9 protein-coding genes are annotated in these 16,250 nt (G+C 35.7%); all 9 read right to left on the bottom strand.

Going from position 1 to position 16,250, the window contains the following annotated elements; all coding sequences use genetic code 11:
* Nucleotides 1-46: 46 nt before the first annotated feature.
* The 9 genes from J0383_RS21935 to J0383_RS21895 all read right to left on the bottom strand — a co-directional run bounded on the left by J0383_RS21935 (nucleotide 47) and on the right by J0383_RS21895 (nucleotide 15,952).
* Nucleotides 47-1,882 (bottom strand): metallophosphoesterase family protein, encoded by a 1,836-nt coding sequence (locus J0383_RS21935; RefSeq protein WP_207296086.1) that lies wholly within the window; start codon nucleotides 1,880-1,882, stop codon nucleotides 47-49.
* Nucleotides 1,883-2,097: 215 nt separating this feature from the next.
* On the bottom strand, nucleotides 2,098-2,658 hold the full coding sequence (locus tag J0383_RS21930) for a hypothetical protein (RefSeq protein WP_207296085.1): 561 nt from the start codon (nucleotides 2,656-2,658) through the stop codon (nucleotides 2,098-2,100).
* Nucleotides 2,659-2,673: 15 nt separating this feature from the next.
* Entirely contained in the window at nucleotides 2,674-4,947 is a 2,274-nt protein-coding gene (locus tag J0383_RS21925) for a GH92 family glycosyl hydrolase (protein ID WP_207296084.1), read from the bottom strand.
* Nucleotides 4,948-4,964: 17 nt separating this feature from the next.
* Nucleotides 4,965-7,277: a GH92 family glycosyl hydrolase gene (locus J0383_RS21920; RefSeq protein ID WP_207296083.1), complete on the bottom strand. Its 2,313-nt coding sequence runs from the start codon at nucleotides 7,275-7,277 to the stop codon at nucleotides 4,965-4,967.
* Nucleotides 7,278-7,604: 327 nt separating this feature from the next.
* A complete protein-coding gene (locus J0383_RS21915) occupies nucleotides 7,605-9,218 on the bottom strand; it encodes a RagB/SusD family nutrient uptake outer membrane protein (protein WP_207296082.1) in 1,614 nt (537 codons plus the stop codon).
* A gap of 19 nt (nucleotides 9,219-9,237) precedes the next feature.
* The gene (locus J0383_RS21910) at nucleotides 9,238-12,249 is read right to left on the bottom strand and encodes a SusC/RagA family TonB-linked outer membrane protein (protein ID WP_207296081.1); all 3,012 of its coding nucleotides are present in this window, start codon (nucleotides 12,247-12,249) and stop codon (nucleotides 9,238-9,240) included.
* Nucleotides 12,250-12,523: 274 nt separating this feature from the next.
* Nucleotides 12,524-14,659, bottom strand: a complete 2,136-nt coding sequence (locus tag J0383_RS21905; protein ID WP_239023155.1) for an alpha-N-acetylglucosaminidase — start codon at nucleotides 14,657-14,659, stop codon at nucleotides 12,524-12,526.
* A 418-nt stretch (nucleotides 14,660-15,077) separates the two neighbouring features.
* Nucleotides 15,078-15,479, bottom strand: coding sequence for a hypothetical protein (locus J0383_RS21900; RefSeq protein ID WP_207296079.1), 402 nt, complete (start codon nucleotides 15,477-15,479; stop codon nucleotides 15,078-15,080).
* A gap of 227 nt (nucleotides 15,480-15,706) precedes the next feature.
* Nucleotides 15,707-15,952 carry a hypothetical protein gene (locus J0383_RS21895; RefSeq protein WP_207296078.1) on the bottom strand — a complete coding sequence of 82 codons (246 nt, stop codon included), beginning with the start codon at nucleotides 15,950-15,952 and terminating at the stop codon, nucleotides 15,707-15,709.
* Nucleotides 15,953-16,250 lie beyond the last annotated feature (298 nt).

Here is a 16,250-nt window from a genome sequence, read left to right as displayed (position 1 = left end):
AATTATAAATGCAATTTAGTCTTTTTTGATCTAATAAATATCAAAATTATTTAACAGATAAATTATCAATTCTGTTACTTTTTAAATCAATTTTAAAATGATTGGAAGGCTCGCCATTCATGGTTTTATAGAATATCTCTGACCATAAAACCAGTTGCGGATTATCTGATTTTTTAAATTCTTTGCAGATCAGCTCATATTGCTTTAATCTCTTGGTTCCAATCTCTGGAACAGCCAGTTCTCCAGCATTTTTTAAACGGTAAAAATCGAAAATCATGTCGAATCCGTTCCATGATTCAAAATCAGAGCGAGTCAATGAATTTTCTTTCAGCTCTTTATCAAGGTTATAGCTGTTTTTATTCTTTTCTAACAAATCCCTTCCTGAAAGATTTACAATTGACTTTAGAAATTCGATTGGAAAATCTTCTGGCAAAAAGCGTAATCTTACCAATTCTTTCAAATGCCAAGTGGTAAAATCTTTATAATCAGTTGCCTTTAAAATTTCTTTGTCCCAGATTACATTGCTTTTGATTTCTTTTAAATGAGCATATTCTTCTTCGTAAAAAGGGAATAAACTATTGTATTTATTGACTTTCCCTATCACAATGGTTTCCACTTCCAGTTCTGAACCAGAATGAATGGTCAATATTTTATAAGCAGGCATATAAGCGGCAAGCGATGGGGTTTGAATATTGAAAAGCGTATTTCCTTCTGCCGTTGTTCGAACGCCGGTATTGTTGATGTGCATGTGTCCGCCAAAATGAACCTGAATCCCGGCATCTGCAAACTGTTGCGCCACTTCTTCATCGGGAACACGCTGCAATTGCATTTTATCGGCACCAAAAAGCTGCTTTAATTCGGGAGAAGCATTGTCATTAAATTCTACCATTGGGTAATGGCTGAAAGCGATTAGTATTTTTCCTTTGGCTTTGGCTTCTGCAGCAACTTTTTTTACCCACTTTAGCAAATGGCTTTTATAGATCAAAACGTTATTGTAGCCTGTATTGGCTCCCGAAAAATCATGCGGATCATCTGTTTTTCCAGATAATTTCTCATTTGGAACATAGGCATTGGCATCGATTGCTAAAAGCCAGATTCCTTTAACCGGTTCTACCAAATAACTGGCATCGGGCAGAAACAAATTGGTGTTTTTAACTACATAAGTTCTATTTTCTAAAGGAGATTCTTTTTGAGCTTCTTCAAAATTATATTCTGAGTAAGTGTATTTTGAAAATGGCGTTTCCCAGTACAAATCGGTCTTTTTTGGGAAAAAACCAAAATCTCGCATTTCATGAATCGTTTCTTTGTAACCCCAATTTTTGATATCGGCGGTTATGATGGGAACTAGTTCGCTTTTACTTTTATTCAAAATATTTTCAGAACTGCTGATGATCTGTTCTTTTCCGTCTTTTCCTAAAAAATCTGTCTTAACAGCATCTTGTGCAAAAGGTCGTACAACATCGTGATTTCCTGTGGTTACATAGAATGAGATACCGTATTTCTGGGAATATTGATCGAGAATTTTTCGCAATCCGCGAACATGTACGGGCTGTCCGTCATCGCTGAAGTCACCAGGAAGCACCACCTGTTTTATGCCTCTTTTCGCAATATCATTTAAAGCTTCTAAAAAAGCAAAGTAATTTTCATTAAAAATTCGCGTAGAATGCAGCTGGGCATTCATAGTTCTGATATTAGCATATTGGCCAGTTTCAGGGTTTTGAATGCCTTGATAATCGTTATCTTCAAATTTGGCAAAAATATCCTGCAAATGCGCATCGGCTATAAAAGCAATCTTTGTTTTTTGGTCATGCAAATGCTGTTCTGTTTTACAGGAAATCAGAACTGCAAAAATCAATACCCAAAAGAAATTTTTATATGCCATGTTTATTATTATAACTCAGAAACTTTAACCCTTTCGGTGAAATTAATTTTAACACATAGAAACATAGCTTTTATAAAATAAAAAAAGGCGTTTCACTTATTTGAAAACACATAGCTATGTGTTAAAGCTTGCTTTTTCAGTAATCTTAAACAAAAGCAAAAAAAAAATCTATGTTTCTATGTGTTAAAATTAAATTTTGTTCTATTTCATCTTTATTAATCCACAACTTTTACCAACGTTGGGTTAATTCCCAACGGATTATTGGTGATTTTACAGATTAGTGGAAAATCTGGATTTTTTACAATCCACATTTCGGTTTCGTCGATCTGCGCTTTCACATGCAGAGCGTCTATTGTTTTTCCGTCAATTTGAACACTTTCTGCATTTTTTTCATCCAAAACATACGTCGTATTATTATAAACAAAAGAACTGTTTTTTATCAAGTTCTTATAAGCTGATCTTGAAATCATAAAAAAAGTTTCTGTAGGTTTTAAGTTTAAAACAGGCGCATATTCTCCTTGATTAAAACTTAATTCGGTTCCATTCTGTACGGCTTCTGGAAGCATGACGATTTTACTTTTCACACCTCTGGTTTCCAATTTAAAAGCCAGTTTATCAGCCGCTGTTTCGGCAGTGAGCTGAAGACTTCTGGTTTGTCCGTGAAGCTTACAGACATAATGCAATTGGCTGTTATTTTTTATTGTCGGAATGTACTGCTGTGCAATTCCTTTCTGATAAACGATGCAGAAAAGAAGCATTAAAAATATATTTTTCATCCTGTTTATCCTTTTTTATTTCGTTGGAGGTAAAATTGTCGTTCCCCAAGCTGAAGGTTTTGAATCCATTTCTAAAACCAATTCGCCACCGTTATTAATATCATCATGCGTAATCCAAGCTTTGCTGTATGGTTTTCCATTTAACAGCGCGCTTTTTATGTATCTGTTTTTATCCGTCATTTTTTTAGCTGAAATGGTAAACTTTTTTCCATTTTCCAGCCGGATTGCTGTTTCTTTAATCAAAGGCGTATTGATCAGGTAATACGGTTGTCCTGCATTTGGATACAATCCCATCATATGAAAAGCAAGCCATGAAGACATCGCTCCAGAATCGTCATTTCCAGGCAAACCTTCTCTTGAAGTATTAAAATTACTTTTTATAATGGTTCTAATTCTGTCGCTGCTCAAATAAGGTTTCCCGATCCAGTGGTACAGGCAAGGTGTTAAAAATGAAGGTTCATTGGCCACATTATACAAATTCTGATCGAAGAAAATATCCAAACGGCTTTCAAATGCTTTTTCTCCTCCTGATTTCTTGATTAATTCTGGAACGTCATGCGGAATACTGAATGAATATTCCCAAGAAGTTCCTTCGTAGAAAAATACGCACCAGTGGCAAACATACCAAGGCGATTCGATAATAACAGGCGTATATTTAAAGGTCGGTTTCTGGATTTTAGATTCTCCAAAAACTACATCGTCCAGCCAGTTTCCGTCTTTGTCTTTTGGCATGATAAATCCTTTTGCACCATTATTTTCATAATCAGGACGCCATAAATTCTGCCAGCTTTCTGCCTGTTTCATGTATTGATTATAAAGTTCGGTTTTGCCTAAACCTTTGGCTACTGTGGCAATATTATAATCATTGTACGAATAGTCAATTGTTCGATTTCCTGCACGGTCTGTGCCATAAGGAACATATCCAAGTTTTAGGTAATCGATAAGTCCGCCTCTTCCTTCTTTTTCTTCATTTCCTCCAGGCGGAACTGTAGCGTCTTTAAGCATTGCCTGCAGCGCGAGCTCGTAATTAATTCCTTTTAAATTCTTTACAAAAGCATCGGCAATAACCACCTCAGCATTTGATCCTCCTTGAGTTCTTCCGTTATCGTTACCGCTTCTGCCTTCGGGCAAATACCCTTCGCGTTTATAAATATTCAGCATGGCATTTATGATATCCACTTTTCGTTTACTGTCAATTAAAGTGATTAACGGACTTGAGGTTCGAAAGGTATCCCAAATGGTATAAAAATCGTCATAATATGGTTCGTCATTGGTCCATAATGGATTCTCTCCCGTTCTGTCTACAGGCATAATCATGGTGTGATACAAACCGGTATAAAACATTTTTTTATATTGGTCTGAAGTGTCTTTTGAAAGCTGTATACGGCTTAATAAATTCTCCCATTTGTTTTCTAAAGTCTTTAAAACCTCATTAAAATTCCAGTGCGGGATTTCAGCTTCTATATTGTTTTTGGCTTTTAATTCGCTTAAAAAAGAGATTCCTATTTTAACATTCAGTTCTTCTTTTCCAACATTTCCAAAAGAAAGAAACGCTGCTGTTTTTTTTCCTGAATCAAACTGCGCTTTCTGATTATTGTAGAATTTACCGTCTTTGAAAGTTACATATTTTGATATCGGCTGATCGAAAACAGCGCAGAAATATACCGTATACGCTCTTCCGTTGTTCCATCCGCCTCTAATTCTGCTGTAACCTCTTACTTCTGTATCTGAAACTATCTCGATCTGCGAGCCTACAAACTGCTGCGCTTCTCTGGCATCTGGAATTTTTTCTTCCCCCAGAAAAAATCCTGGGTCAATTTTTAATTCTTTAGAACTATTTTTTGGATAGGTAATTCTATAAAATGAAACTTTCTCTCCAGTGGTAATTTCCGTTTTTATGTTATTTTCCTTAAAAACAGTTTCGTAATACCCCAGTTTTACATTTTCTTCAGCTCTGAAAGAAATCTGATCCATTTTGTCTAAAGGACCCGAAAAAGGCATAATCAGGATGTTTCCGTATTTTGGCCCGCCACCCGTTCCGCTCACATGCACCTGACTAAATCCTGTAACTTCTTTAGGCATTGGAAGCCAACCGCTGTTTGGACTCGAAGTACAGTCGGGACTTGGTTTTACCATTCCGTACGGACAAGATGGCCCAATAAAAACCCTGCCCACGCCTTCTGACCCAATCATTGGATCTACATATTGGTGTACACTCTGCTGTGCATTGCAATTGAAGGCAAGAAAAAAACTTGCCGTGAAAAAAAGGAGAAACTTTGTATTTTTCATTCTTTGTTATTTCTTTATTAAGACTTTGGCTGATCTGACATTCCTAAGATTAGCTCGCCGCCCTTTGTAATTTCTTCATGCGTAAGCGTAAAATCTTTTACCGCTTTGTTATTGTATTTGATGTCTTTTATATATACTTTTTCTGTGCTGTTATTTTCAGCTTTAATCACAAAGGTTTTTCCTGAATAATATCTCGGATTTAAATCTATTGTAACTTTATTGAAAATTGGACTTCCTATTTGGTAAACCGCTTCTTTATCAGTTCCTCCATTCATTTGAAATAAACCTAATTTAAGCAAAACATTCAGGCTTCCCATCAACCCCTGATCTTCGTCGCCATTGTAACCTGTTGCGGGAGATAATCCGCTGAAAGTGTTTTTGACTACACTTCTAGTCCAAAACTGCGTCAAATCGGGTCTTCCTAAAAGGGTAAAGATATTAGACGTCTGCATAGAGGGCTGATTTCCGAAATTTACAGGAATTCTACTAAATTCTGGATGCAATTCTGCATCATGTGAGGTACCTGAAGTGAAATTTAACTTTTGAGCGGTTTCAAACTGGAGATTCAATTTTTCTGCTGCTTTTTCTTTTCCTCCCATTAAATTGGCTAAACCTTCCATATCATGCGGCACAAACCAAGTTGACTGTGCTCCGTTGGATTCAATAAATCCGTTTTCATACTGATACGGATCGTAATTTTCGCGCCATTTCCCTTCTGCATTTTTAGGGCGCATCCAGCCAATCGAGGTGTCAAATATATTTTTATAGTTCTGAGACCTTTTCATGAAATATTGATAATCGTCTTCATGCTTCAGTTTTTTAGCCAACTGTGCCAAAGTCCAATCTTGATAGGCATATTCTAAAGTCTGGCTTGCTCCGTCTTCATGGCTTCCAAAGTTGCCATCGGGAAGCGGGTACGGCACATATCCATTCTGTAAACAATATTTTAGTCCACCACCAATGTTGGTATTGTGTTCATATCCCGCTTTTTCCATAATACCGCCTGGCATGTGATTTTTTTTAAGCGCTGTATAAATCTCTTCCAGATTTTCTTTTACAATTCCTTTTTGAATGGCACTTATAATAAACGGCGTTGTCGAAGCTCCTGTCATTACATACGTATCATTTCCGCCAGCAGGACCACGCGGAATGATACCGCCATCTTTGTAATACTGCATGAGCGAATACACAAATTCTTCCATAATTTCAGGATAAACCAATCCCCAAAGCGTGTTGATTGTCCATTGTGCGCCCCAAAAAGCATCCGAATTGTAATGGTTGAATTTGGGTTTTCCATTAGTATTCAATGGTAAATGTCCGACTCTGAATTGATTTCCTGTATTATCAGGATAGGCTCCATTTGCGTCGCTGATCATTTTTCTTCCTTGCAAGGCATGCCATAGATCAGTGTAAAATCTTCTCTGATCAGTTTCTGTGCCTCCTTCTATTTTTATTCTTCCTAATAAAGCGCTCCACTCTTTTCTTGAATCGGCTACCGTTTGGCTAAAATTCCAATGAGGCAATTCTGTTTCCATATTAATCGCGGCGTTTTCTATTGAGGTATAAGAAATACCGACTTTCATCAGTATTTGTTCTTTCGCTTTACCAAAATGGATTAAATAATTCCCCGTTGCAGGATCTCTTTCTAAAGAAGCAATTGGCTGATTTGTTTTAACTTTAAAAAATACGGTCAAAGGTTTTGGACGTCTGAAGTTAGTGCTCAAAACTAATGAACCGGAAAGTTCGTAATCATTATTTTTTTCTAATGTGCCATTTCTATTTTCGCAAGGTCCTAAAATGGTATTGAGATTAAAAAGAATGGCTTTTTGCGCATTTTTAGGAAAAGTATATTGATGAAATCCAACTCTTGGTGTGCTGGTTAATTCTGCTGTGATCTGATATCTATCTAATTTTAAAGAATGATAACCCGGCGTTATAATTTCGGTCTTATGGCTGAATTTGGAATAAAAATCTTTAAAAACGGAGGATTTATTCGTGTCAGAAATTGTAACAGGCATTACCGATACTCCAGACAGCTGCCATTCGTGAACGTGGCTAAAACCCTTAACGGTATCTGTAGTATATTTATAACCTCCTCCCCAATCGCCTTTAATCTCTGTATCGGGACTTAAATTAACCATACCAAACGGACGGCTTGCTGATGAAAAGTAAAACCATCTTGAATTTTCGGTGTCCAACAACGGATAAACCTTATCTGATACTTGTTTCTTTTGTAAAGAAATGGTTTTCTGAGCGTTGCATGACAATAAAAAAACTAGGGTCAAACTTATGGCAATATATCCTATTTTATAGATTTTATTTAGTTCCATTATGCTGTTGATATTGATGGGACAAAATTGGGCTGATACTGATTTTTATAACGGTTAAATCGGAAACCTCAACATTCAATTGATACTGAACAACTTGAATATTTTAAAACTTAAAAAGAATGTTACAAAGCTTAATCTTTCATTGAATCTCACAAATTGCATTCGATTAAGCTAAGTATACACTCAAAAATGAAAATGAAACTAAACTGGTTATCATGAGTAACCAAACACCAGTTTTCTTTTTAGTAAAAAAGGAGAAGATTTTTTACGCTCTTCTCCTTTCGAAATTAAATTGGGTTACAATGCGTACTTAACTAAATTCTTATTTTAATATCCGTCATTTTGAGTAAGAGCCGGATTTAAAACCATAGCGTTTGTTGGAATTGGGAATACACGACGGTAAAGATCTGTATTGGTTTTGTAGCCCCATGATCCTTCATATTTTCCAAAACGGATCATGTCGTTTCTATGCCACGCTTCCCATGCAAATTCTCGGCTTCTTTCTTTGTACAGATCTTCCAATGTTACACCTGTTAAGGCTGCAGATGTGGTACGGTTAGAACGAACCATGTTTACCAATGCGTCTGCACTTTGTCCTAAAGTTACTGTTCCGCCGCGAAGAATTGATTCTGCTTTCATTAACAGTACATCTGAATAACGTAAGAAAGGAACATCATTCTTTTGGTTACGATTTGTTGAAGTGGCATCTGGATAAAATTTAATATTTCTATATCCCATATTCCAAGCGATTTCATCATTTCCAAGATCAAATAAAGCTTCACTTTGACGAGGTACAATATTTGGCGTTAGATTTACCTGATAGGTATAGGATGCTCCTCCATCAGATCCTGTATAAAACTGGTCGTATCCTTTTTTAGTGGTTGTAACCATTACTGGTGTAACTCCATCGTTTAGATACTGAAGTCCTGTAAGCCATTGTTTATTACGGATATCATTTGGATCATCAAAATTGGCATAAAATTCTGGCAGTGTACTTCTAGGTGCGCTTGGGGTAAAAGAAAGTCCAAACTTTGCTCTTTCAGAACGCGGCACATCATAACGTGCGTGGTACATTTGACCGTTATACCCCACAGTAACAGCTGCTGGATCGTAAGGAACTGCAAAAATGAATTCTTTCATTGCTGGTCCATTTGTTGGATAAAACATTTGAAGATAAGTCGCTCTCGGTTCGACTGCATACAAACCAGAATTAATGACTTCATCACAAGCAGCAATACAATCACTATAACGCTGTGTTCCTGTGTACACATTTGCATTCAAATACAGTTTTGCTAACATTGCATTAGCAGTTTGTTTATTTGGTCTTCCGTAAGTTGCCACCCCAGATGCAGGGTTTAAATTTGGAACTGCACTTTTTAATTCTTTTTCAATAAAGTTGAACACGTCTTTTCTAGGCGTTTTGGTGTGAGAGCTAAAATCTCCGTATAAAGTATCCAATGGTACATCTCCATAGCTGTCCATCAGCATGAAATAGGAAATAGCACGCATTGTTTTTAACTCCGAAATCAAAGTTTTTTTCTCTGCACCTTCAGGCATTGTTTGTCTTAAAATTGAGATTGCCTGATTACTTGTACCAATCACTTTAGATGACCAATCCCAAAGGCTTCCTATGATACCGTTGTCTGCATTCCAGTCATGGTAATGCATGGCAATATAGTTTCTGTTGTCAAACCAGTTTCCTCCTCTTGCCGGAAGAATAGCTTCATCTGTTGTTAAAGACTGCGACCACCACCAAGCAAATGAAAACTCACCTCTGAAAGCTGCATAAACGGGTCCTGTAGTTTGAATATATTGTGTTGAATTCTGTGGAAATACTTCAGGAGTTAATTGTGTTGTAATAGGCACATCAAGATCATCACAAGACCATACTAAACCAGCCATCAATACTGGAAGACCTAAATATTTTAATATCTTTTTCATAATTTTTAGCATTTAATTTTTAGAAGATCACATTTAAACCAAACATATAAGTTCTGGTTTTTGGATAGAAGTTATTTGAATCTACACCTGGAGCTGTTCCTCCTTGTTCTACCTCTGGATCAATTCCTCTGTATTTCGTAATAACAAATACGTTATTAATGGTTTGATAGATACGCACGCTGCTGATGTATCTTCCCACTTTTCCAAAATTATATCCTAAGGTCATATTGTCCAATCGTACGTAACTGCCGTCTTCTATAAAACGATCTGAATATTTGTATGCGTTTAGATCATTTGGCGACTCATTGCCTGCATCAACTAAAATATTATTGGTCATAGCAGTACTTGGTCTGAATAAATCGGCACGGGTGGCATTGAAAATTTTATTACCAAAAACTCCTCTGAAGAAAATACTTAAATCGAATTTTTTGTATTGAAAATTATTGGCCCATCCTACTAATAATTTTGGCTGTGCACTTCCTGCATAATGATAATCTACTCCAATTTGTGGTGTAGTGGTTAAATCACCATTTTTATCATAATACTGAGAAACGCCATTAGCATTTTTTCCTGCGTATTTTAGAGTAAAGAACTGCCCAAGAGGTTTTCCTTCTTTAAAAATCTGTAAGGTACTTCCTGTTTGTCCGCCTCCATCTGGCTGTACACGGCGGATAGAATCTCCTCCCACAAAAAACGGACTGGTTAATTTTACAATCTCATTTTTATTGTGTGCCAGATTTATGTTAGTCGTCCAGCTGAAATCTGCTGTTTTTACTGGAGTTGTGCTTAAGCTTACCTCAATACCTTTATTCGACATTGTTCCTCCGTTGGCTACAATTGTTCCTACTGGCACCAATACTGGATTAACATTGTAGTTGAAGATCATATCTGTTGTTTTCTTGTCGTAAACGTCAATAGAACCTGTTACTTTTCCTTTTAAGATTGAGAAGTCAAGACCAATATTGGCTGTAGCAGTTTTTTCCCATTTCAAATCAGGGTTTGCTGCTTGGTTTGGTCCGTAAGCTCCAATCTGCTGTCCGTTGTAATAAAAAGTACCTAAACTTCCTGAAATAAATTGCGCTGTGTATGCATTAAATCCAGACGAGTTACCAGTTACCCCCCAGCTTCCACGCAGTTTCAAATCACTGAAAAAGTTTTGGTCTTTCATGAAATTTTCTTTATCCAATCTCCAAGCACCACCTACGGAAGGGAAATATCCCCAGCGGTTATTAGCTCCAAACATAGAACCACCGTCTCTTCTAAGTGATCCTTGTAAAAGGTATTTGTCTTTATAGTTGTAATTTAAACGTCCAAAGTAAGAAATCAAACGTGTCTGCTGGTATGCTTTACTATCACCAAAATTTACTACATAACCATTTACCGAAGTATAGTTACTTAAAGCTAAGTTATTATACCCAACATTGTCTACAGGAAAGTTTGTGGTTGTAGCCTGAAAACCATCTCCTAACGTATTTTCCTGCCATGAATACCCTAAAACGGCTTTTATTTTATGCTCGCCAAATGATTTATCCCAAGTAAAGAAGCTTTCAATAATATTGTTTCTAGTTTCGTAAGAGTTTCTTAATGCAGAACCATTTACACCAAAATTAACCAATGTTTTTGTCAAAGGCGGATCTGGATTGTTGTAAAAGTTGGCACTGTTGTATTGTGAATAATAACTGTCATAAAATTCTCCATGAGATGCTGTTAATCGCTGGTGCGCTACATTCAAATTATACGTAATTCCAAACGGAAGTTTTACTTCTGCAGTAATGTTACCTACTAGGTTGTCCGTTTTTGTTTCGTCTGTACCATGTGCAATTAAAGCTACTGGGTTGAAATATCCCGGACTTGTAAAATTTTCAAAAAAACTTCCATCAGCATTTCTTACCGGAGAAACAGGAAGATAACTTGAGGCTTGCAAAAGAACGGTATTACGCTGTGGCACATTTTGATATTTGGTAGTAGAGTTAGTAACATTTAAACCAAATTTAACCTTGTCATCAAAAGCATATTGTTCAACAGATAAACGAGCAATAATACGAGAAAAATCACTTTTCTGCATTACTCCTTCTTTATTAAGAGAAGTAATACTGGCAGTATAATTTCCGTGATCGCCTCCACCGCTCATAGACAAGTTATGGCTGCTGGATGCCGCACGTCCTGGTCTTAAAATTTCTTTTTGCCAGTTAGTTTTAGCACCTTTATCATTTTCCGGAGTAAAATTCAAATTGTTTTTAGTGGTAAAATCTCTAAGCTGATCTGCATTCATCATATCGAGATTATTGGAAACTTCTTCCCAGCCAACATATCCATTATACGCAATCTGGGTTCTGCCCTTGCTTCCTTTTTTAGTAGTTACCATGATCACTCCATTGGCAGCTCGGTTACCGTAAATTGCGGTTGCGGCAGCATCTTTTAAAACGTCGATCGTAGCAATGTCATCTGGAGAAATTACTGAGATATCCACTCCAGGAATACCATCAATTACATAAAAAGGTCCCTGAGAACTATTTAATGTCGATGCTCCACGCAAAACCACAGAAGCCGTTTTTGTAGGATCGCCGCTTGATGAAATATTCAAACCAGAAACTTTACCTTGTAAAAGCTGTCCAACATCACTGATGGCTCCTCGATTTAGATCTTCTGCTTTTACAGAAGTTACCGAAGTCGTTAAATTTTTACGAGATCCTTTTCCGTAACCTACTACGACTACCTGTTCTAAGCTGGTTGTAGTTGACTGCAATTTAATTGAATAATTTGTTTTGGTTCCGTCTAATTTAAGAGGCTGATCTTCAAATCCCATAAAGGAAAATATAAGTGTGGCATTTTTGTTTGATGCCAAAATTTTAAATTTTCCATCAAAATCTGTAGTTACTGTATTCGTAGTTCCTTTCTCCAGTACATTGGCAGCAGGCAGCGGAATACCTTTGTCATCTAAAACTACACCAGACACTTCTGTTTTTTGTGCCCATGTATTCATTGAGAAGCCAAAGCAAAAGGCTAATAATAAAAGTTTAAGTTTTTCCATTGTGATATTGGTTAATTAGTTAAAATAGTATGCCGAAATTAGTTCTAATGAAATGTTAACAAATGGACAAGTTATTCATAAACATGGATAATTTCTATAAGGCCAGTAAAATCAAGACTTAGCGACGTTTTTTTTATACAATTATATAATGAAAAACTGACTAATAAATCGATTTCGTAATTTTTTCTTTCATTGAGATCGTGTGGTTTTTAGGTTATGTTATAAATATGAAGTTAAATTATGCGTATATACGTAGTAATTGCAATCTTAGAATCTATTTATTGCTTTCTGTCCAATTTATTTCCCAATTTTTAATTGATTCTCTTTCTCTATTTTCATCAAAAGAAGTATTATTAATAGATGCCTTTTTTAAAGCCTCTAAAAACATTTTCCATCTTGGCCAATAAAATCCTTTATACATTCCTTTCCATGATCGTGAAGCATAATCATTTAAGTGTCCTTCTCCGCCCCAAAGGGTAATTAATGTTTTGGCGTTTTTAACATACAATGAAGAAACTTCTGGTGAACTTCCATAATCAGATGCTGATTTTACCCATTGGTCTAAACTATTTAAAGGTTGTCCAGACATGATGGCATCTATATGCAGAGCTTGCTTTTCTATCTTTTTAAATAATTCGTCACCTTTGGCAATATCTTTCTGCTCATAGGCTTTTACACAGGCAATCAAATCTTCATCAATGGAAAGTGAATAATAATGTCTTGAAACATCTATTAGATCGTATTGAATAAGATTCTTTTTATTGTACTTCTTTGCTTCTTTGGTCAAAACAGCCAAAGCTTCTTTGAGTTTTTCTTTGTCGCCGGGATTACCTTTAAACTCTGTAATTTTAAGCATTGGACGTTTGAAAAACAAATAGGCTCCAGCCCAATCATTCCACCAGCGTGTTTCCCAATATTTAACGTTATAAACCGATTCCAGTAATAATTGCCAAGCTTGAAGAGCAGATTTTGAAGTCTCTCCGTATCTCGCATTCAAATAGGTAACCATCCAGTCATTTAGAGGCTGTTCCCCTTTTGTCCATGGAAGATCATATATGTATTCGTAAACGATAGAATTATTATTTAAACCTTCCGGCATTGCTCCATAACCTACTACGTTTCCTTTGTGCGGATTTTTAAGCAAACTGGTCAATTCGTCTTTATAAAATTTTAAATCTCCATACACAGGATTCGATCCTCCGTAATTATGTACATATCCATATGTCCACTGTTTGCCATAAAAAGCTTCCTGATTTTCCCATACTTTATATCTGTCATTGGCATAATCCTGAATCATGAGTCTGTCATTCGGAACTTTACTTAAAAAAGCGCTTGTTGCTTCTTTCGTCCAGAATTCCTTATTATCACCAAAAAGCCATCCCTGCATAACCCAAACTGCTCCGGGAGCTGCTTCATTTATGGTTTCATAAATGGCACTTCCGTAATTTGATAGTTCTTCATATTTATTATGTTCAGAAACCGGAGGTTCAATCTCGTTAAAAGAATCGGCCAGATAGAAATTCGATTTCCCATACTTTTGAGTGTAAATTTCAATAAATCGCTTTCCAATTTTTTTAAATAAAGGATCTTTGGAATCTAACAAAAAAGTACTTGCAAAACCACCACCCGACCATGATTTTAATTCGGTAATTTTTGCTTCTGGATGTTTTTCTGCGAAAGCTTTTGGCACATAACCGCTGAAAGCAGGCACAACAGGATGCATATCCAATGCTTTCATTCTTTCTAAGATTTTCTTTTGAAGTTCTTCTTTTTTAACGAACCATTCCTGCGGAAGAGGTCCTTCAAGACTATTAATATTTCCCATACGCTGCCAAGGCAGATAAGCAGGTCCTGCAAAATGAGATTCTAATTCTACATTACTCAATCCATATTCTTTCCATAACGCCTGCCATACTGCTTCCTGACCTTCCATGGCTGTTGGCAGATTAATTCCGTGCAATGCCATCCAGTCGATTTCTTGTTCCCAGCGTTTCCAATCCCACCATGGAGTTGTGTAGCCAAAAGTACAGGCATTGAGATATTCTCTATACTCAAACGGTGTGTTTGCTTTTTTAGAATATTTTGGCCAAGTTTTAGGGAGTTCTATTCGGTTTCCTTCCCAGCTGATTAATACCGCACCAATATCTTTAAGAAAAGTATAAGCCGCATAACAGAGTGCTGTATTGTTTGAGGCTTTTATTTTTACGTGATTGTTATCAGTCTCGATTTCAAACCAATCTGGCAGAATTTTGTCTTTTTTTTCTACAACACTTAATTGGAACTCAGCAGACCTATTGCCAATAAGTCTTTTCAGCAGAGCTTGCGGAGCGTCTAAGTCTCCTGCACTTTGTGGATAGAGAATAGAAGTGACGCATAAGAACAGAAAGGAAAGATAAATTTTTATTTGCAAAGAATTTCTAGTTTTCGAAAAGGTGTATTTCATATTCAGTATATTAATTATAATTGCCATTTATAAATCCTCCGAAAATGAATTCTTTGCTTCTTTACAAATCAAAGCGGTATAACAGTTACATCGATGACATAACATTGTTATAGGTTTTAGAATAAAAGGATTTGATTTGGATAAAATTAGAAAGTAAGAAACCTTGGTCAATGGACATATCAATCAAAACTATAGACAATTTTTTCAATCACTCTTTAGAGTAATTATAAAAAGTCTTTTAATTAATAATACGATATATTGATGGATATAGATTGTAGAATATTCTACACAGTGTTTGGAATTGAGCGAGTCAAGAAAAACGTAAGTCCATTTAGAAACTCATAAATTGTTTTTAGCAGAAGAACTAATGACAGCTTAAAACCATTTATATTTCATGGTACAAATGCAGAGATGCAGTTTTTCTTTTTTGATGCTGATCTAAATGAAATTTAAACTGCTCCTTGATCTCTCTTTTTGTACTATTAATATTTATGAATTTGATATCAAACCAACTTTTAAAATCCGTAATTTCTTCTGGATTTACGGTAAGCGATGACATAAATACTATTTTTATTTTAGAGTTTAAAAGTTTGAAAAACTCATTAATATGTATTTCTCCCTCTACAACATATACAATAAAATCAAATTGTTCGAGATCGATTTGATAATCTTCCTCGGCAGAAAAATTAATAAAACTGCAATTAGGAAACCATTTTTTTAAATATCTAAGTAAAACTTGGGCTGCATCGTAAATCAAAATTTCCGCTTCCGGCTGTGTTTCTCTCATCTCATATAAATATTATGTATGATCTGATGCTGTATTACAGTACAGATCTTTATCCTTAATCATTAATTATATGAGCAATTTACGTACAAATATCTTTGTCTTTGCTTTCTAAAATTATAGAATATAACTTAAAGTTATAATTCATAAGCAATTATTAAGGCTTACTTCTTTTATAAAAAACGATAAGAGATTAAATTCAGCAGCCTGCCAGAAAGAAAAAAATAAAACTACTGAATGGAAATTGTGTCCGATAGATTTTCAGCATTGATAAAAGCGGCAATATACTGCTGCACTTCATTTCTATGTTCTGGAGCTGTTTCAAAAGTATTAATATGAAACTCCTCATCCTGATCTAGAATGTGAATAATTTCGGTATAGCCCTTTGAGATAAGACTGCCTTTCAGCTTGATTACCGTGAGCTGCTGGCGAGGGTTCAAATCTTTTCTCACTTTTAGTTGTATAGCTTTTTCCATTATAAAAGATTTGTGTTTGGATTTTTTAAGTAAATCAAATTTAAAAAATTATTAATTCTATTACCAGTGCATCTGTGTTAAAGTTTAGAATCAAATTTATAATTAACACATTTCTTCAGCTATCAATGCAAAAAGCCAGTCTATGCAACATTTCTGTTAGATAATGCATCAAATGTGCTATTGATATTGTGTGGGCAAAACTACATTTACAAACCGTGAATACTTCTCAATTTTACAAAAGCAAATCAAAATGAGGTATTCAAAAACTATGTAACAAACCTCCAAAAACTTTACGCTG

The organism is Flavobacterium endoglycinae (genome assembly GCF_017352115.1).
In the GTDB taxonomy this organism is placed as follows: domain Bacteria; phylum Bacteroidota; class Bacteroidia; order Flavobacteriales; family Flavobacteriaceae; genus Flavobacterium; species Flavobacterium endoglycinae.
This window is presented reverse-complemented; position numbering and strand designations above follow the sequence as displayed.